The organism is Chitinophaga filiformis (genome assembly GCF_021646545.1).
In the GTDB taxonomy this organism is placed as follows: Bacteria; Bacteroidota; Bacteroidia; order Chitinophagales; family Chitinophagaceae; genus Chitinophaga; species Chitinophaga filiformis_A.
The window spans coordinates 465,913-484,947 of the sequence record NZ_JAKIRP010000002.1 but is presented as its reverse complement, the minus strand read 5'-3'; the positions used below and the strand labels follow the sequence as shown (position 1 = coordinate 484,947).

At 45.7% G+C, this 19,035-nt stretch carries 14 protein-coding genes; 3 read left to right on the top strand and 11 right to left on the bottom strand.

Annotated features, from left to right (window positions below):
• Window positions 1–14 precede the first annotated feature (14 nt).
• The 3 genes from L3C95_RS08290 to L3C95_RS08280 all read right to left on the bottom strand — a co-directional run bounded on the left by L3C95_RS08290 (window position 15) and on the right by L3C95_RS08280 (window position 4,536).
• Complete coding sequence (locus tag L3C95_RS08290) at window positions 15–3,101, bottom strand: SusC/RagA family TonB-linked outer membrane protein (protein ID WP_236386602.1); 3,087 nt, start codon at window positions 3,099–3,101, stop codon at window positions 15–17.
• 441 nt (window positions 3,102–3,542) lie between these two features.
• Window positions 3,543–4,217 carry a GNAT family N-acetyltransferase gene (locus tag L3C95_RS08285; RefSeq protein ID WP_236386600.1) on the bottom strand — a complete coding sequence of 225 codons (675 nt, stop codon included), beginning with the start codon at window positions 4,215–4,217 and terminating at the stop codon, window positions 3,543–3,545.
• Between the two features lie 31 nt (window positions 4,218–4,248).
• Window positions 4,249–4,536 (bottom strand): ArsR/SmtB family transcription factor, encoded by a 288-nt coding sequence (locus L3C95_RS08280; protein ID WP_236386596.1) that lies wholly within the window; start codon window positions 4,534–4,536, stop codon window positions 4,249–4,251.
• Between the two features lie 405 nt (window positions 4,537–4,941).
• On the opposite strand from L3C95_RS08280, the gene L3C95_RS08275 reads away from it, so the two are divergent.
• Window positions 4,942–5,481 carry a hypothetical protein gene (locus tag L3C95_RS08275; RefSeq protein WP_236386595.1) on the top strand — a complete coding sequence of 180 codons (540 nt, stop codon included), beginning with the start codon at window positions 4,942–4,944 and terminating at the stop codon, window positions 5,479–5,481.
• A gap of 255 nt (window positions 5,482–5,736) precedes the next feature.
• On the opposite strand, the gene L3C95_RS08270 is transcribed toward L3C95_RS08275, so the two are convergent.
• The gene (locus L3C95_RS08270; RefSeq protein WP_236386593.1) at window positions 5,737–6,612 is read right to left on the bottom strand and encodes an alpha/beta hydrolase; all 876 of its coding nucleotides are present in this window, start codon (window positions 6,610–6,612) and stop codon (window positions 5,737–5,739) included.
• A 105-nt stretch (window positions 6,613–6,717) separates the two neighbouring features.
• Between L3C95_RS08270 and L3C95_RS08265 the strand changes: the two genes are divergently transcribed.
• Together L3C95_RS08265 and L3C95_RS08260 are read left to right on the top strand one after the other, a co-directional pair.
• The gene (locus L3C95_RS08265; RefSeq protein ID WP_236386591.1) at window positions 6,718–8,193 is read left to right on the top strand and encodes a S8 family serine peptidase; all 1,476 of its coding nucleotides are present in this window, start codon (window positions 6,718–6,720) and stop codon (window positions 8,191–8,193) included.
• A gap of 9 nt (window positions 8,194–8,202) precedes the next feature.
• On the top strand, window positions 8,203–8,445 hold the full coding sequence (locus L3C95_RS08260) for a hypothetical protein (protein ID WP_236386589.1): 243 nt from the start codon (window positions 8,203–8,205) through the stop codon (window positions 8,443–8,445).
• 2 nt (window positions 8,446–8,447) lie between these two features.
• Here L3C95_RS08260 and L3C95_RS08255 read toward each other — a convergent pair whose 3' ends face one another.
• The 7 genes from L3C95_RS08255 to L3C95_RS08225 form a co-directional block, all read right to left on the bottom strand.
• Complete coding sequence (locus L3C95_RS08255; RefSeq protein WP_236386587.1) at window positions 8,448–9,107, bottom strand: DUF4272 domain-containing protein; 660 nt, start codon at window positions 9,105–9,107, stop codon at window positions 8,448–8,450.
• Window positions 9,108–9,274: 167 nt separating this feature from the next.
• Window positions 9,275–9,547, bottom strand: a complete 273-nt coding sequence (locus L3C95_RS08250; protein WP_236386586.1) for a hypothetical protein — start codon at window positions 9,545–9,547, stop codon at window positions 9,275–9,277.
• A gap of 816 nt (window positions 9,548–10,363) precedes the next feature.
• The gene (locus tag L3C95_RS08245; protein ID WP_236386584.1) at window positions 10,364–12,727 is read right to left on the bottom strand and encodes an ABC transporter permease; all 2,364 of its coding nucleotides are present in this window, start codon (window positions 12,725–12,727) and stop codon (window positions 10,364–10,366) included.
• 188 nt (window positions 12,728–12,915) lie between these two features.
• Window positions 12,916–13,668 (bottom strand): SDR family oxidoreductase, encoded by a 753-nt coding sequence (locus tag L3C95_RS08240; RefSeq protein WP_236386582.1) that lies wholly within the window; start codon window positions 13,666–13,668, stop codon window positions 12,916–12,918.
• 67 nt (window positions 13,669–13,735) lie between these two features.
• Window positions 13,736–14,770 (bottom strand): alpha/beta hydrolase, encoded by a 1,035-nt coding sequence (locus L3C95_RS08235; RefSeq protein WP_236386580.1) that lies wholly within the window; start codon window positions 14,768–14,770, stop codon window positions 13,736–13,738.
• A gap of 245 nt (window positions 14,771–15,015) precedes the next feature.
• Window positions 15,016–16,386: a sigma-54-dependent transcriptional regulator gene (locus L3C95_RS08230; protein ID WP_236386578.1), complete on the bottom strand. Its 1,371-nt coding sequence runs from the start codon at window positions 16,384–16,386 to the stop codon at window positions 15,016–15,018.
• 261 nt (window positions 16,387–16,647) lie between these two features.
• On the bottom strand, window positions 16,648–18,804 hold the full coding sequence (locus tag L3C95_RS08225) for a sensor histidine kinase (protein WP_236386576.1): 2,157 nt from the start codon (window positions 18,802–18,804) through the stop codon (window positions 16,648–16,650).
• Between the last annotated feature and the right edge of the window lie 231 nt (window positions 18,805–19,035).

Sequence of the window (19,035 nt, the reverse complement as noted above, 5' to 3'; positions counted from 1 at the left end):
ATTAACGTTACACATTAGAGTCCTATCTGTACACCCAGCGAGAATGTCTTCATTGCGGGATACTGATAGTAAGTGGTACCATCTATGGACTGTTCCGGGTCCATACCCTGGTGACCGTAAAAGGTAAGCAGGTTTTCACCCAGGGCATATACCTTCAGGCTTCCAATACCCATACGGGACAACAGCTGTGCGGGCAATGAATATCCCAGTGAGACCGTTTTGAGACGTGCATAAGTAGCACTGTACAGGAATCGTGTAGAAGTGGACGTCCAGTTCAGGTTATCAGTTGTAAGTCTTGGTACATCGGTGTTGGTATGCTCAGGCGTCCAGCGTTCCAATAATTCTGTAGACCAGTTACGACCAGGACTTGCAGCACCGCTTAACAGAGATACATAATCAAGGTCCAGTACTTTACCACCGATGCTGTACGCTAATAAGAATGACAGCTCAACATTTTTATAGTTAAGCGTATTGGTGAAGCCTCCCGTTACATCCGGCAAAGCAGAACCGGCATAGTACTGGGTAGCAGCAGCATAGTTGGTAGTAGTTACTTTCTTACCGTCTGCACCGGTCTGATACCAAAGCGGGTTACCGGTTTTTGCATCTACCCCCGCCCATTCACGCAGGTAGAATTCATAAATGGAACTGCCCACCATCAGTTTTTTAGTGCCACTGATAATTTCCTTCTGTGGCAGCTCTGTAATCTTGTTTTTGTTATGCGCTACATTTAGTCCGATATTCCATTTGAAATCGCGGGTGCGCACTGGTATCACATTCAGCTCCAGCTCCACACCGGTGTTACGCAGGGCTCCGATATTCGCGCTGATAGATCCGAAGCCGGTAGATGGCGCCATAGGCTTTGCATACAAAAGATCCTTGCTGGTCCTGTTATAATAGTTGATGGTACCATACAACCTATTGTCAAACAATCCGAAATCGAGTCCTATGTTCAGGTTAAGATTGCTTTCCCATTTCAGGCCTGGTGTAGCCAGCCTGGACGTGATAACGCCTCCGTTACCCAGGTTGTTCTTGATATCAAAAAGCGCCAGATATGCATAGTAGCTACTCAGATTGTCATTGCCGGAAGCGCCATAGCTACCTTTTAGTGTCAGTGCATTCAGCCAGCTGACAGAGCGAAGGAATGCTTCTTCCGAGATGCGCCAGGATGCGCCGGTAGACCAGAAAGTACCCCAACGGGAATCGGGAGAGAAACGGGAGGAACCATCCCTTCTCACTGAAGCAGTGATATAATATCTGTTCAGGTAATTGTATTGTCCCTGGCCAAAGAAACTCAGTTTTGTATAGTTGTCTGAAATGCCTGAAAAATCATTCAGCTGAGAAGCTGCCGCTGGCTCGTACAAGTCAGGTAGTGCAAACTTCTGCCGGCTGCCGCTCTGGGTGCTGGAATTGAAATAATAATATTCATGTCCTGCCAGCAGGTTAAGATGATGACCGCTCGGGAGGTCTATGTCGTATGTAAGAATATTATTCCAGGTATAGATCAGTTTTCTGCCATTGCCTTTGCTGATAGTACCTCCGATCTCGGCGTCCCCACCTACTATAGGATTGGTATACACCAGCGAATTGTTGTTGACGTAATCGATATTATAACTGGTTTTGAATTTCAGTGTTTTAATAATCGAGGCCTCGAGGAATGTTCTTGCAGAAACATTCTCATTGGTATACCTGTTTTTATCCAGCGGCAGGGAACCGATCAGATTCTCACGGGCAAGCGCTGCGGAAGGACGATAGGCGCCATAATCAAACTGCTTTTGTCCGCTGGCATCCAGCTTATAAGAACCGTCCGCATTACGCTGATAGATGGGATAAAAGCTGGGAACAGTTCTGCCAAACAGCACCACGTTGTCTGTACGTGAATCAGCGGATGTAGGATAATCCTGTGCAGAGCTGGAACCCGTTACATTCAGACCAGCCTTCAGCCATGGCTTTGCCTGCAAGGTGATATTACTTCGCACATTATAACGTTTGAAGCCGGAACCCATGTAAGCACCTTCATTATTGACATAGCCACCGCTGACATAGTAAGTAGATTTGTCACTCCCACCACTGAAGCTGAGCTGTGCCTGTGTATATTTTCCGGATTGCTGTATACCTTTTTCCCAGTCATCATTCCATAAAGGCCTCGCTCCTGCTACAATTTTGCCGTCTGTACCAACGGGCTGAGGAAAGTCAGGACCATATGGATTGATACCCAGATCTGACACGACACGTGCACTGGCTGTAGCCGCCGCCTGTGCCGGCGTTTGTCCGTTCGTCAGTTGCTTGTTACGTAATGCTTCCCAGTAAAGCTGAAAATACTGATCTGTATTGATCTTGTCATAGTCCTCCACAGCGCGGCTGCTCCAACCCTGATTAAATACAGCATTCACTGCCGATTCTCCCTTCTTACCCTGTTTGGTTGTGATGATGATAACGCCATTGGCAGCACGAGAACCATACAAGTTGGCAGCAGCAGCATCTTTCAATACACTGATAGCCGCAATGTCTGCCGCGTTGAGTGCATTAATGTCACCGTCGTACGGCGCGCCATCCACAACGAACAAGGGAGCGCTGGAAGCATTGATAGAGCCAACACCGCGGATACGTATAGTGGAGCTGTTACCCGGTTGTCCATTGGCCGATGTGGTTTGCAGCCCCGTGACTAATCCTTGCAAAGCATTGGTCACATTAGGTGTGAGCCGGTTATTGATCTTCTCTGCACTTACTGTTGATACGGCCCCCGGATATCCCGAACGTTTTACACTTGTGTAAGCCACTGCTACTACTTCGTCCAGCGTAGTATTAGCAGGCTTCAGAAGAATGGTGATATTCGCGTCACCTTCATGTACTTCCGTTTCAACGGTTTCCCTGCCAATGAAGGAAACTGAAAGCACTGTCTTGTTGCCGGGAACATTCAGCTGAAAGCGTCCGTCCTGATCTGTCGCCGTACCAACGGAAGTACGGTTGATCTTGACAGTTACTCCTGGCAATGGCTGCCTGTTTTCTGCAGCCAGTACCTGTCCCTGTACCTGTCTTTGCTGCGCAAAAAGCCCTGTGCTTAATAGCAGCGTAAGCACGAGGGTTACATTTTTCTTGAACATGCGTGTTTAGATTATAAGAATAGAGAAATACATTACCTGGAGGCAATAGTATGTTATTCAGCTGCCGGGTGAAAGCAGCTGGCAATAGTTAAATTTATTATGTGTGTAAATCAGGAAGAGCTACAGTAGCAACTAATGCTTACAGACAAAGATGTTGAATGGAGTAAAGTTGATAAAAGTACAGCTGGTTTCATATAATCCTGGTTCTTGTCGTTTATCCCAGTCATTGCTGAAATAACATATCGGGCACTGCAAAAATAGGATAAATTAATAGTCCACCAAAATAGTGGGGTAATATTTTCAGCTAATTTCAAACTTCTTATCTTGAGTGATAGAGGCAGGATTTATAATACCGAGCGTTAGTTTCGGATCATTTAAAAGAAAAGAATTGACTGCTTTATTTTCGTCTTCGTCACAATGAAGGTTAACTAATCAGCCTACTTATGTGTTCCTCACAATTTCCCAAAACACAATCGGCCTCCTATCTCTGAACCCTAGTCGCTCATACACCTTCCTTGCCCGCTCGTTATTCGTCAGGAAATGTAAATACAACGCATTGCCCTCCGCTACTTGCTTATTCACAATATGTGCTACCAGCTGTTGCGCATATCCTCTGCCTGTAAATTCCGGGTGTGTGCATACAGCGCTCACTTCTACCAATCCAGTTATCTTCGTACGTTCACCCGCGATAGCAACAAGCTGTCCTTCCTGATATATGCCATAGTAAGTCCCCAGTAAAGGTGTATGCTTATAAAAGAATCCCGGCTGCACGAGATTGACAAGCGCCAGCATTTCTTCAACATTGTCCAGTTGAACTACATCGGGGCTGGCAACGGACGTTGGTTCATCGCATATCATCTGTATACAATCCAGTTGCCGGAGCAGCGTCCAGTTGGATGGTAAAACAGGTAGCTCGCCTATCATGATCATTTTCTCCCCTACAGCTGTCCAGGGTAATATTTCATTCAGATCAGCGCGCAGTGGATCGGCACATCCCACAAATTGCAGCGTATCGGCAGGATAGCGCTGAACGCGTTCAGTTCCCTGTGCAAATGCTTTATGCGTTGTTTGTAAGGCGTGCCATACCGGGTTATCTAATGCAGCATAGTTATGCATGGTACAGATTGAGCTTGTTTGAAAATAAACCTTATGCGGTGAAGAGCGACAGGAATGTTACATACTCTTCAAAGACCTCTTTATTGATCTTATATTTTGTATTACGGCCTTCTTTTTCGGCCAGCAACAGATCGGCGTCTACCAGCTGTTTGATGTGGTGGGAAACAGTAGACTGCGCCAGGTCAAGCATATTAAGTATCAAAGTACATGGGGTCCAGTCCTGCTCTTTTCGTATGGCCTCCATGATCTTAATACGGTAGGGGTCGCCAAGTGCTTTGGAGATCTTTTCAATTCTTTTAATGTCTAATTTCTTATTCATTGATGCAAATTTATCGATTATGCTTCTTGAAAGACGTAGATGCCCTCTCCTACAGTGTCATTAAAATGTCATATATCGATATGTTTTTAATCGCCGGGGGCTCCTTTGCATGGCAATCCTGATCGAATGGCTTAAACCATCCGGCAATCTCACACATCAAAATAATAAGACTACCCAGGTATACTTAATCCTTTCTCCTGCTCGGGAAGTACGCTATCGGTTCGCGATAAACTTACTGAAAGGTCTCCACAAGGGTATTAAAAGGGTATCAAAAGGGTATTTATATATCTTTTCGATATTGAAGTGACCTTTAAATATAATTTTGGTGTCAATTATGAAAGTTTATCGATACCTTAGAGAAGCGAAACAGTACACTTGTAATTAATAACCTCAAAAAACCTTTTTATGGCCATTGTTAAAGACAATATCCTCCTCCAATTTGTACGGGGAACCCTCGGCAAACAACTCACGATCTACGAACGGAATGGGCAGATCATTATGGCGACCAAACGTGGCCCTTCAAGGAAAAAGCCTACCCAAAAGCAGTTAGAAGCAAGGGAGAGGATGACCATTGCTTCGGCACGTGCGCAGCTAATGATGGCTGATCCGGAGGTAAAAGCCTACAATGCGTCGCTGGCGGGCCCAGGACAAAATGCCTATAATATGGCAGTGAAGGATGCTTACAACAGTCCTGAGATCCAAAGTATCAGGTTAGAAAAGGAGGAAGTGGTAGTGACTGCGAAAAATGAGTTCCGCGTAGCAGAAGTAGAGGTAAAGGTAGTAGACGCTGACGGTGTTGTTACTGAGAGTGGGCGGGCAGTTTTAGGCTGGAACGGCGTTGATTGGCATTATAAAGCAACAGCGTTGCCTGCAGGCGGTAAAGTCGTTGTGGAAGTGGAAAATTTGCCGGGGAGGTATACGGTGAAGGAATTGCTGCTTACATAAAAAACGTCTTCACTGTTTACGAATGGCTTCTTTCTGATTGGGGACTTTTACCTGTATAGCTGGAATATTCTCCAATCTGCCAGCCAGCGACAATTATTTGATAGGTGTTGTTCCCTCCTTAAAAGCGGGTAGGCATAGCCTTGCCCTCAGTTTTTCAAGTTGGTCCCTTATCATCAGGGACAGCATTGATATCAAGCACATATAGGAGTACGACAAGGCCGTACTCCTGCACTGCTATTGAATTTTTGAAATTGCTTATCTGGCGGCTGTAGTTGCCGGAGAAAGGAGTTTACAATCCGTCATCCAGTTGGTGAGCAGCTGTGGCCACGCGCGGACGGACTGTAAATTGGAGCGGTAACCCATATTGAAGGCATGGTTGCCATTAGCGAAAATATGTGCCTCTACTGGCACTTTTGCCTCCCTATAGCGCTCCAGGAGGCTGACAATAGGTGCAGAACAGCATTCATCATCGTTGGAGGCGATCAGGAAAGCTTTGGGTGCATCTGCCGGCACCTTTTCCGGAATGCCCAGGGGCCCCGGATACACTAATATCTGGAAATCCGGCTTACCATTCAGGCGGTCGATAGGGTCTTTGGCTTTCGGATCACCATCCCCCCGGCCATACGCCACCTGAGCCACCACTTCTCCTCCGGCTGAAAAGCCCCAGATGCCCACCCGGTTCGTATCAATGTTCCATTCGGTTGCATGACTGCGCACAAAACGCATAGCACGGTAGGCATCCTGCCTGATCTCCTTTTCGAGCGTATAAGGCGAGTTCTCCTCACGGAACAGGCGGTATTTCAGAATGATCGCGGCTACGCCTATACTGTTCAGGAAACGGGCAGGATCTCGCCCTTCGGAATTGTACACAAGCAAACGAAAGCCTCCTCCCGGACAGATCACCACCGCAGCACCGGTCGCTTTTTCCTTCGGAGGAAGATAGATCGTGACAGAGGGATTATGGATGTTCTTCACATAATAATCTTTGGCCTCTTCCGATTCGTTTTTCCGGTTTTCGTACCCGGGGGCACCGTTAGGCCACAAATAGAAAGTCTTGGCGGTATCCTGGGCTATAATCGTGGAAAATGGCACCAGGAGGAGCAATGCCAGAAGAACGTACCTGCGTTGCATAGACTAAGTAGTTTTACTACAAGATATACTTTACCGGCCGTATAAATTAGTAAATTAGTAAGAGCAACTGTCAGTATACTTTTTTCACTATCAAAAGTTACATCCATGGCAAACTTCATCCTGCTGCCCGCTACTCAAACCCAGACCAACGAAGATACCAACCCGAAAGTGAAAGACTTCCTCACTACAGTACTCGAACCTGCTGTTAAAAGTGAATTACTGAAACTCAATGCGAGGATGCCCGCCAGACAGGAGAAAAAGATTCCCGTAAAGGTACTGGACTCAATACAGGAAGATGGCGCCAAACTGGTAGAACTCAGCAACGATGAGCTGGCAGATTTCCGCTTCTCTTATCCGGGCTTCAGGATCATCAGGGAGAAGTTTTATAAAAAGGCCATTATTTATCGCGAAGCAATAGAGAAAAAGGCGAAGAAAAACCAGATCAATAATAAGCTGCAGATCACAGTAACAGACAAAGCTGGCAATCTGCTCAAAGATATATACATCGTAGCCTTTACTGATTTTGTAAACAGACTGGGCGATTCCGGTACCACCAACAGCAAAGGCAGGGTCACACTCAACCTGAAGGGTAAACGCATACAGCGGATGTATGTTTACCCGGAACATAGTTACTGGGGATATTATCGCAGCAGCTTTACCGCTACCACCACACTCAATATCGCACTGACATCTATTGACATCAACTACAAAGATGTATTACGGCATTTTTATCACACTGCAGGCTGGCCCTCCATCCCTGCCAGTATCCGAATAGCTGTTATCGATACAGGCGTTGGCCCGCATAAAGACCTCATGGTATCTGGTGGGATGAATTGTGTAAAAGATGAAGACCCGAAAGATTACAAAGACAACGGCGAAGGACATGGCACACACGTGGCTGGCATCATCGGCGCATCAGGAGGCATACATGGTATGGCAGCAGGTGTGGAGATCTTTAGTTACCGGGTATTCCCTGTAGGTCAAGCTGCCTCTAATTTCTATATCATGAAGGCTATCAACCAGGCCATCCTCGACAGATGTGATCTCATCAATATGAGCCTGGGAGAAGCTGAACAGGATGAAGGTATCATCAGTTATATCAAACAGGCTTACAATGCCGGCGTATTGTGCTTTTGTGCCAATGGCAATGACGACCGCGAGAAGGTGAGCTTCCCTGCCTCTTACAGCCTGTCTGTAGCCGTATCGGCGATGGGTAGAAAAAAGACCTTCCCCGCCCGTACCGTACAAACTGCTATTATAAAAGCGCCTTATGGAAAGGATAAGGCCAATTTCATTGCGGACTTCTCCAACATCGGCCCGGAAACAGACCTGACAGCACCAGGCGTAGGCATTATTTCCACTTTCCCTAACGACCGTTACGCCATCATGGATGGCACCAGTATGGCATGTCCGGCAGCTACCGGAATGGCAGCCCGTTTATTGTCTGCCGCCCCTGAAATACTGGCCATGCCACGTACCCAGGCAAGGGCTGATGAGATGCTGAAATATTTGTCGGCCAGGATCAAATCCCTGGGATTTAAGCCTATCTTTGAAGGGAAAGGTATGCTCCTGGGGGAGTAAACGATAGCTATGGGCAACTATATTCTGCAATATATCGGAGATGGGACGCCTGATGCACAACAGGCGCAGGAAATCATACACAATTGTCAGCTGCGTATTATAGACGACAGTCTCTTTCCCCAAACAATACTGCTGGAGCTGGCAGGAACTGATATAGCCAAAGTACGGCCAGCATTAGGGACAGAATGGTCACTTACCCCTGAAAAGGAGTATCGCGTACCTGATACCAGGCGAAAAATAAAGAAAGGATAATATCAGGTGGAAGTATCTGTATCGTCCCAGTCCTGAACATTCATAAAGCGTCTTAGCCAGTTCAGCGCCAGATGCCGTTCAAAAGAAGCCGGCACGTGTACGTCCGCCCTGCTTTTACCGCCACTGAACAAAGTATCCCTGAAATGAGTGGTGGTCAGTTCATAAAAGATATTCTCATCATAGATCTCTGCCGTATCCCTGAAAGTCAGGTTGCTTAGGAACGATTCCAGCTTATCGCCCAGCGCAGGCAGCTGCTGGATCATGTTGTTGATCTGCGCTTCAGTAGCTTCCTCTCCGGGCATTGGTTTATCGTCCACCAATCCTAAGGCCCAGGCCAGTATATAAGCTGCTTCTATTTTCCAGGACAGGTCTAATATCTCGTCTTCCTTTGTTGTCCGGCTATTCAGGTACGCTGCCTCCTTTTCGCTGACATGCGACCAGATATTCTCGTTCTTGAGCCAGTTAACGATACCGTATTTCTTTGTATCATCCTGTATTGTGTAGGCAATGGCAGTGAGGATCATCACTCTGCATCCCACTTCCCTCGGCGTGGCAAAATGTTCCTGATCAAAATTCAGGTACTCCGGATAACTGATCTGATAATTGTCGATACCATGTAGTGAGAGCCGTTCCTCAATTTTTGTAATTCGTGTTGCTAGCATTTATCTTTTAAACTTCTACTTTGTTTATTCACAGGATTTTATGGCTATAAATATACAAATTATCCCAATATATAAACTTTTATATACAGCAAGTACATTTTTGTCAAAAAAAAAGCAGGGCATGCTCCCTTGCCCTGCCGCTCCAAAAGGCCAAACGGCCTATATTTTTACATAGTATCCATAGTATCCTTTTTCATCTTATCCATTTTCTTGTCCACCTTTTCCATTTTTTTATTTATTTTCTTCTCCGCCTTATCTTTTTTATTGTCAACCTTTTCCATTTTCTTATTCAGCTTATCCATTTTTTGCTTCTTATCCGTCTCGCGGTAAAGTTCAGAAGTGTCCTTCTTAATTGGTTCCTGTGCCTGTGCATTTAAAGCCAGGAATACTGTGATTGCTGCAGCAGCAAACCCTTTAGCAAAAACTGATTGGAAGTTCATGATATATTGTATTTATGGATGAATTAATCTCACTCCTTGTCGGCCGGTAAACATTCTCATAACTTCTCTTCCTACCCCACAAAGGCGGGGGCAACTACTATTGTATTTCTGGCATCAGTCCGTTGTTAACTATTATCAGGAACCATCAAAGATATTCCCTTTCCCAGGCCTCTATTTCAGGGGTTAGTCGGTTCTTCAATCAAATACTTGCAAAATCTGTTCCTGTTCCATCAAGGAGAAAATTTTAACACTTCAACTTGTCGTCATAATACGGAGCGGTCTGCTTATCTATCGGGGCAACTGTGTAACGCCGTCTTGCGACTAGCACACACAGCTATTATTCTTGTAGGCATGGGCGCTATCATCACCAGTCCGGCTATTTATAAGCTACCACCATTATCTTGACCATACCTGCTTTGCGTGGATATCAATTTAACATGCTGCATGTTACATTAACAATTAGCGATGTGCTCCTTTTCATCATTCATGTTATACAGGCGATTATTATCGGGTGAAATATTTGGAGCAATGGAAATGATTGCTGTTCCGCTTCATGGGATGCCCCTTCCACTTGATCAGTTTACTGCAAGAAATCTCAATAAATGTGAGTATTTAACATCTCATTAAGAAGACAATCCAAAGTGGGTGGCTATCTTGCGGGCCTGATAGACATGCGATAAGCGTGTCTCTTCATAACGTGAGATATGAAAGCTGGGTATTCTTATCCAGCTCATTCTTCCTCAATCTCAGTATGTATATTCAGTTCTGCCGCAAATGATGCAACAAAAAAGATAATGCTATTACGGCGCTCATTCCCTACTCCGCTTTCAAACTCCTTACCGGATCTGTCAATGATGCCTTTATACCCTGATAACTAACAACTACCAACGTAATAAGAATAGTTGCAACACCGGCAATTAAAAACACATCAACCCCGATAGCAGTGCGATAAGCAAAACCTGCCAGCCATTGGTTCATGAGCCACCCCGCCAGGGGGAATGCGATAAAAACAGCGATCAGCACCAGCTTCAGAAAATCAGCCGACAACAAGACCACTACACTTCTTTCTGATGCACCCAATACCTTGCGGATGCCTATCTCTTTATTTCTTCTCTGTGCGGTGAAAGCGGCCAGACCAAACAAACCCAGACAGGAAATCACTATTGCCAGTCCGGCGGCATAGGCGGACAAAGCAGCCAGGCGGTTCTCAGCAGTATATTGCGCCTGGTATTCACTATCAACGAATTTATAAACGAAGGGAAAACCCGGATCAAATTTCTCATAAGCCTTACGCAGCAGATCGATCGTTTCACGGTTCTTACCGGCTTTGATCCTGACCATTATCCTATAAGTAGCCGCAGGCTCCAGTCGCATGGCAAAGGGTTTCACATGCTGATGTATTGATTCAAAATTAAAATCCTTTACCACACCGGCTATTTTCCTGTTCACGCCCCACATCTTTACTACTTTACCAACCGGGTTAGTAAGTCCCATGCTTTTAACAGCAGCTTCATTAAAGATGATCTCTGTACTGTCAGAGCTTACATTGTTATTGAAACTCCTACCTTCTTTCATGGTCATGCCCAGGGTTTCAATAGCGCCATAGTATACACCAATGTTAGCGAAACTGGTTTTATCATCCGGTTGTTTACCCTCCCAGTGGATATCTGAGGTGCTGCCATAGTCGGCCACTATACTGGCATGATCAATACTGGATGCCGCCACCACCCCGGGCAGGCTCCTGATGGCATTCACAAACACAGGTGTTTTTGTGATCACTTCTGATCCCAGCTGAAAGCTGATAATGTTGTCTACATTATAACCCGGGTCCTTTGTTTGTATATACCTGATCTGTTTATACACCACCAGTACAGCTATTATGAATACCGCTGAGATAATGAACTGGAACATGACCAGTCCTTTCCTTACCCAGATCTCCCCTAATGAAGCCCGTAATTTGCCTTTCAGGATAGCTATTGGATTGAAACCAGAGAGATAAAACGCGGGATAAAATCCGGCCAGAATACCCGTAAAAAGGGTAATGCCTAAAACAGACAGCCATAATACAGGTTCAACATATAGTGATATCTGTTTGCCGGTAATATGGTTAAACGCAGGCAATAGAAATGGTAAAATTACCAGCGTGACTACCAATGCTAAAAAGGTGATCAGGATCGATTCTCCCAGGTACTGAAAAATAAGCAGCTTTCTGTTTGCACCTACCACCTTGCGGATACCCACTTCCTTCAATCTTTTAGACGCCTTCGCGGTAGACAGGTTCATGAAATTGATGCTGGCAATGATGAGGATGAAAAGGGCAATGATAGAAAACATACGTACATATTCTATCCTTCCTCCTACCTGCATGCCATTTACATACCGGTTGTATAAGTACCCGGAAGAATATTGACGGGCAAACAGCTTGTAGCCGGCATTTTTATCTTTAGTCCTGGTGAAGTTTAATATTTTCTTATTGAACTGCGCTATATCCGTGCCCTTCTTCAGGACCAGGTAAGTTGACGGATCAATGCTTCCCCATGACTTCAAAAAGGAATATTGCTCGAGGTACACATCAAAAGGCAGGATGTAGTCATGTTTTACAGACGAGTTAGCGGGCATATCATCAAACACGCCTGATACCTGGTACTGCTTTTCATGCTGCCACTCAATAGTGCGGCCCACTACGTTCTCTGTAGTATGAAACAGCTTCATCGCCAGCTGCTTTGATATGACAATGCTGTTTTTATCTGACAAGACCTGGTCTTTGTTTCCCTGTAAAAGCGGGTAATAAAAGATATTGAAATAGTCTTTTTCGGCATAATAGCCCACCGCGTTCAGGTTGTCTTCTTTTACCGACAATGTGGTCTCTCCTGCCCAGTAAGGATAAATAACGGCAGAAGCGTATTCCACTTCCGGCATATCCTCTTTCAACGTTCTTGCCAGGATCCCCGGCGTGGCAGCCATCGTTTGTACCCCTTCCGAATTCTCCACGTTGGTCATTACCTGGTACAGCTGACTATCTTTCGCGTGAAATTTATCAACGTGTACTTCATCATTGATCCACAGATAGATCAGTATTGCACAGGTTAATCCGGTAGACAGACCAACCAGATTAAGCAAGGTAAACTGGCGGTCCTTCATAAGATTGCGCCAGGCAATTTTGATGTAGTTTTTAAGCATCGGTGGGAGTGTTTTGACTATTCAGCAGTTGCAAAGCCAAGCCAGTGCCAATCTATAGATAGCTATTATAAAAACAAATATACATTATTCATATACTCATATGTTCACTTTTGGAACATTGCCTGTCCGGTAACGTAAAGAGCGGCAATTGTGCCACCCTTTACGTAAATTAAAGTATAAAGCAGTATTTAATTGGTAGCGCCCCCATTTACCAATAGGTGCTGGCCATTTACGAATGAAGAGAGCTCACTGGCAAAGAATTCTGCAACATTTGCCACATCTTCCACTTCTGCCAGCCTGCCCATTGGACAGCTATCAAGCAACTGTTTTCTTAACCGCGGATAAGCAGTGGGATCAACGAAGATACCCGAATGATCTACGGCAAACGGAATGATGGAGTTTACTGTGATACCCTTGTGGCCAATTTCTTTCGACAACACATCCACCAGATAGCGAGGTGTAGTCTTACTGCCGCCGTAAACGGCCATCCCCGGAACGGGGAATGCAGTGGTGGAAGAGGCGATGTAAATGATACGGCCTTTGTCTGCCACGTATTTTGCGGCCTGTTGCAAGGTAAAATAACTGCCCTTCGTGTTGATTGCAAAAACGCGATCAAATTGCTCTTCAGTAAAGTCTACCACAGGCGTTTCGACCATTTCAATACCGGCGTTGGCAACTACGATGTCAATCTTGCCAAATTGTTTCAATGCTTCCTGGAACAGGTAGCTGATCTCTTCCACCTTTGTCAGATCCGCTTTTACTGCAATCACCTTTACACCAGTTTTTTCAATACTGGCTACTGCTTCATCTGCAGAGCTTTTGTCGCGCGAATAATTAAGTACAATATTAGCGCCCAATAATGCATAACGTTCTGCGATAGCCCTTCCGAGGCCTCGTGCTGAACCAGTTACCAGGGCGACTTTATTTGTTAACGATGTCATTGTAATAATTTTTACGGATAAGTTATGAACACCTATATAATATGGGTTTGTAAGCATTGCACTGATATTACTTCAGCGCTTCGTTCAGCTGGCGAACCACCTCTTTTACAGATTCCTGTACGGCGGGAACTTTGTTGATGCCGTTGAGTATGCCAAAGTCATGAATCACACCGACGTAACGGGTTACAACACAGTTAACACCAGCTTCACGCAATTTTTTACCGTATGCTTCACCTTCATCACGTAAAGGATCATTCTCAGCGGTTTGTATCAGGGTGCGGGGTAGTCCCGTCAACTGTTCTTTGGTAGCTACCATTGGTACGGCATAGCGCTCTTTGCGGGTTGCAGCGTTAGGAGCATATAGGTTCCAACCAAATTCCATGAAGTCACGCGTCAGGAAACGACCATCAGCGAACTCCTTATAAGATTCAGTATTAAAGTCTGCGCCCACGGCGGGATACAAGAGTACCTGCATTTTGATAGCAGGACCGTTTTTGTCCTTTGCCATCAGTGCAATGGCGGCTGACATGTTACCGCCAACACTGTTACCAGCAATAGCAAGGCGGGCAGGATCAACATTCATCTCGGCGCCATGTGCCGCTACCCACTGCAGGGTGGCATAGGCTTCGTTGATCTGGGTAGGATACTTTGCCTGGGGAATAAGTGTGTAGTCAGGAAATACGATTACAGCATTTGTACCTACTACCAGATCGCGCACCAGGCGCTTATGGTTTTCAAAATTACCTACCAGCCATACACCTCCATGGTAGAAAACTATTACAGGCAATGTTCCCGTAACGCCCGCCGGTCTGACAATATGTACCGGTACGCTGATACCATCTTGCGTAATTACTCTTTCCGTCACCTCAATGCCTGAAAGATCTACTTGTGTCTGATTTTGCAGCGCAGTTAAAGCGTCAGCAGGACCCGTGCCCGGCAGCTTATAAATCGGAGGCTGGCCTTTACCGGCATCATTGAGCCCTTTGAGAAAAACCCGGATCTGGGGATCAATACGCGGATCCACGCCTGGATCATTTTTTTGCGCATTAGCCTTCATAGCAATTCCTACCAACATTGTCATAGCAATTTTTTTGAGTTTCATTGTTTATTGTTTTGTTGCTGATGTGAAATTATGGCTGTGGAAGAACGTACGTAAATGCGGCTCGTTGAACTGGCCTTCAGACACGTTGAGTTGGGGTTAAAGGCACAGGAAAACAGAATATGGCAAAACAACAAGCCTGTGTACAAGCATATAAAAGCGCTCCTGACGCCATCAGGTATATAAATAAAAATAGCCTGTATCGCACGTTTTGATACAGGCTATTTCTAAAAATGTCTATGTGGAAATTACCTGGGTCGTACTATGCCCAGTTTTTTCATACGGGAAGTGAGTGTTGATACTTTCAGATCTAACATAGCCGCAGCCCCATTTTTTCCGGCCACCTTCCAGTTGCATTTGCCCAAAACTTTTAAAATATGGTTACGGTCATGCGCAGACATAGAAAGATTTTCGGCTTCCGTCTCAGCGGCCTTTGTGTTGAGCATAGGCAGGCGGTCAACCATCGCACCGGGGCTGATAAGAACGCTGCGGAAGATTACATTTTCAAGTTCACGGATGTTACCTGGCCAGTCATACTTCAGCAGTTGTTCCATAGCACCGTCGGTAATACCGGTCATAGGCTTATCCAGCTCCTGTGCGTAGCGTTTAATAAAGTGTTCCGCGAGGAGGGGGATGTCGCCATTGCGTTCACGTAACGGCGGCACCAGTAACGGAAATACGCTCAGTCGATAATACAGATCGATACGAAATCTTCCTTTTGAAATTTCATCTTCAAGGTGGCGGTTGGTGGCAGCCAGCACACGCACGTTGATCTTTTTAAGTTTACCGCCGATAGGCTCAATTTCTTTTTCCTGTAGTACGCGCAGAAACTTTGACTGTAGATCAATGGGTAACTCACCAATTTCATCCAGAAAAATTGTACCACCGTCAGCCTGTTCAAACTTTCCAATACGGCGGGTTTGTGCACCGGTAAACGCACCCCGTTCATGTCCGAATAGTTCTGCCTCTACAAGCGAAGCGGGAATGCCGCCGCAATTCACTGTTATGAATGGTTTGTCACGCCGGGATGATTGTTCATGGATTTCACGCGCCACCAATTCTTTACCAGTGCCGGTTTCTCCAAGGATAAGAACAGATATGCCCGAACTGGCTGCGATACGTATCTGTTCAATAAGCTCCTTCGTTTTTTCACTGTCACCTACAATACGGCAGGGACGAATGTGAGCTTCCTTTAGATTGACACCGGTACTGACAGAGCGGTTGATATCCGGCTTTGGCGTATGTCTTTTATGAAGATGCAAGTACCAGGCAACATCCATGGTTACCAATACATCTGTTTTCCGAAAGGGTTTTACCAGAAAGCCATATGGATGGGTAGCTTTTGCCTGCTCAAGGACTGCCTTGTTAGAGCTGGCAGAAAGGTAAATGAAAGCAACTCCCCGCTGATTGAGCTGGTGAGCCAGATCAATGCCGGTAAGGTCTCCCTTTAAAAAAATATCCAACAACACCATATCGACAGGATTATGATCCAGGATAGCTAATGCTTCCTTCACTGTAGTAGCAACTGGATACACTTCGTAACCGGCGCCGAGAAGCGTCCGCTCCAGAGCATGTGCCTCTACAAACATATCTTCTACAATCAGAATCTTAGTTTTCAAATGAATGTTACTTTATGGTGTTAGTGACGCGATTCAAAAAAATAAGAAAACAGGTGTAGAACAGTAACCATAACACCGGGCAAGTTACATGCCGTTACACAAAAATAAAAACTATCGATATTTCGATAGTTGGAGTTCCCATTTGCGTTTTCTGTCTGAATGACAGTAGAGCAGGACTCCTTTTTTAAGGGCTCGGTCATTCGCGGCCGGACGCTCAGAGAAAACTCAGACAAAACTTGATGATGCTTACTGGCAGGGCTTCTACTTTTTGGGGATACGTAAGCGGATATGTAGCCCCGGGTCGTTGAACAGTTCTGCGGTCGCACCCATTTCCCGGCTGAGCCCATGTATCAGCTTCAATCCCAGGGATCCCGGACGTTCAGGCCGGTCTTTTGCCAAGCCGATGCCATTGTCCACGATGTCAACCTCAAAGTTATCTCCGGCAAATATTAAGCGGATCAGGATAGCCATGTCGTCTGTTTTACGCGGGAACGCATATTTATAAGCATTGGATACGGATTCATTGACAATCAGGCCCAGCGGAACGGCTATATCAAGGCCAACTTCTACCGGCTCCACGTCTAATATAATATTCATGGGTACTTCCTGCCCAAAACTTTCTTTGAGATAGGAAGTCAGCTCACTGATATAATCAGCGAGGTTAATAGTAGCTATAGCATCATCTGCATAAAGTTTCTGATGGATGAGTGACATAGCATATACCCTGTGCTGGCTGTTCTCTATTGCTTTCAATGCGTCGTCTTCCAGAAACTCAGCCTGTATTTCCAGCAGATTTACCACTGCCTGGAGATTGTTTTTAACCCGGTGATGCACCTCTTTCAGCAGCCACTCCTTCTCTCGCAGCAATAGTTCCAGTTGTAAGTTTTTTTGGCTGATGGTTGCAGCCATCCTGAGCTTACTGCGGTTCTGCCGATAAAAAAGTATAATTGCTACAAGAATAAGGACTACGGCCCCGACACTGATATTGCGAATCCATTCTGCATGACGCCGCGTTGCGACATGCAGTTCGTTACTTCGTTGTAGAAGCTTTATTTCCCGGGTCTTCTTTTCTGTTTCATAAGCCACTGTATAGTGCTGTATCTCCCTGACCTTGTTATCCTCAAACACAGTATCATTAGAGGTACGATTCAGCTGGAGATAATGGATAGCTTTGAGGTAGTTGCCCATTGCAGAATCAGCGAGAAAGCGCATATAATACAAATGTGCTTTGCGCTGCAGGCTCATACCCGGTAAATACAGCTCGGCACTGTCCAGATAGCGCTGCGCTCTTTTAAATTGACCGCTTTCAACGTAAAAAAATGCTATCCTGTGAAAAGGCTCTTCCGAGCCTGGCTGCCGCTGCTGAGCGTTGACAAATTCCCGTAAGAAATATCCTTCGGCCTTGCTATACTGCTTCAGTTTCAGGTAGCAATCTCCGATGCGCGCCAGAATAGCCTGTTGATCCTGGAAAGTGGCAGGTGGATGCACCTTTGCCTGTGCCAGGATATAGTTCAGTGCTTCCTGGTACTTATGTTCTTTGAACAGGTCTGACGCTTCACTTTCAAGACTAGTCCAGATACTACCGGTATCTCCACCAAATTCCACCAGATAGTACAGTGCACGATCATAGTTTTCCTTCGCCTTGTCGCGATGCCCTGTTCTGCTAAAAAGCATAGCCAACATCTGGTAAACAGCACCTGCACTGGCAGAGTCGCCATTGGCTTTTACATAATCAACCGCTTTCAGGGCATCGAACAGTGCAACGTCGTAACGTCCCAGTACCCAGTTTATATGAGATAGAGAAAGGTATACTCCCTGCAACTGTTTTGATCCCCGCCGGCGACCAAAAGCCAGCAGGTCGTTCAGAAGCCGCTCCGCATTGTCGTACTCATGACGGCACATCAGGAGTTCAGCCCAATTACGGCGAAACAGCAGATAGGAATCCGGATGATGGACAGAGTCAGTAATTGAAGCAGCTTGCGCGAACAATTGTTCTATCTTTTTTTGAAGTGTCCCCTGATCGGGACGATTGAGGTAACGATAGATGAGACCTATAAGAATGTTCGCATGGGTAGTGTCGTCGGCACTTGCAGCCAGCTGCTCTGCTGCATTATATTGCTCCTGAAATCCAAGCCAGGCAGCCTTTACCAACAGTACCTGATTGCGGACAGATTGCTCATGCAGAATGGTGGCAAGCGAATCAGCCGATCGCAGAAACATACCTGCTTTTTGCACATCAGCCGGATATTTGGCAGACTTATAAGTGTAAAAAGACGCTAGCTTCAACAGTAATTTCAGCCGGGCATCCGCAGATGGATGAGCATGAAGTTCAGCCATCAGTTCCGGTACCTGGCTCGCAGCCACAACTGGTGGTTTTATAGTATACTGCGCCTGCGCATTCCGAATACTCAAACACATTCCCGACAATGATACAACGACGGCTATCAGAAGCCGCTGCAGGCGATGGACAGATACCGCATGCTTAATTTTCCCCAAACATATGTCCATGCTGTGATGAAGCGGTATTTTCCGAAACGCTTATAGCCAGCAAATTACAAGACTTCCGTTAAAAGTAAAACGATCTGCCGAAATATCGACAGCTCCAGCTGGCAACACTATCTAAATGTCGACATATTTTAAAAAGAACAA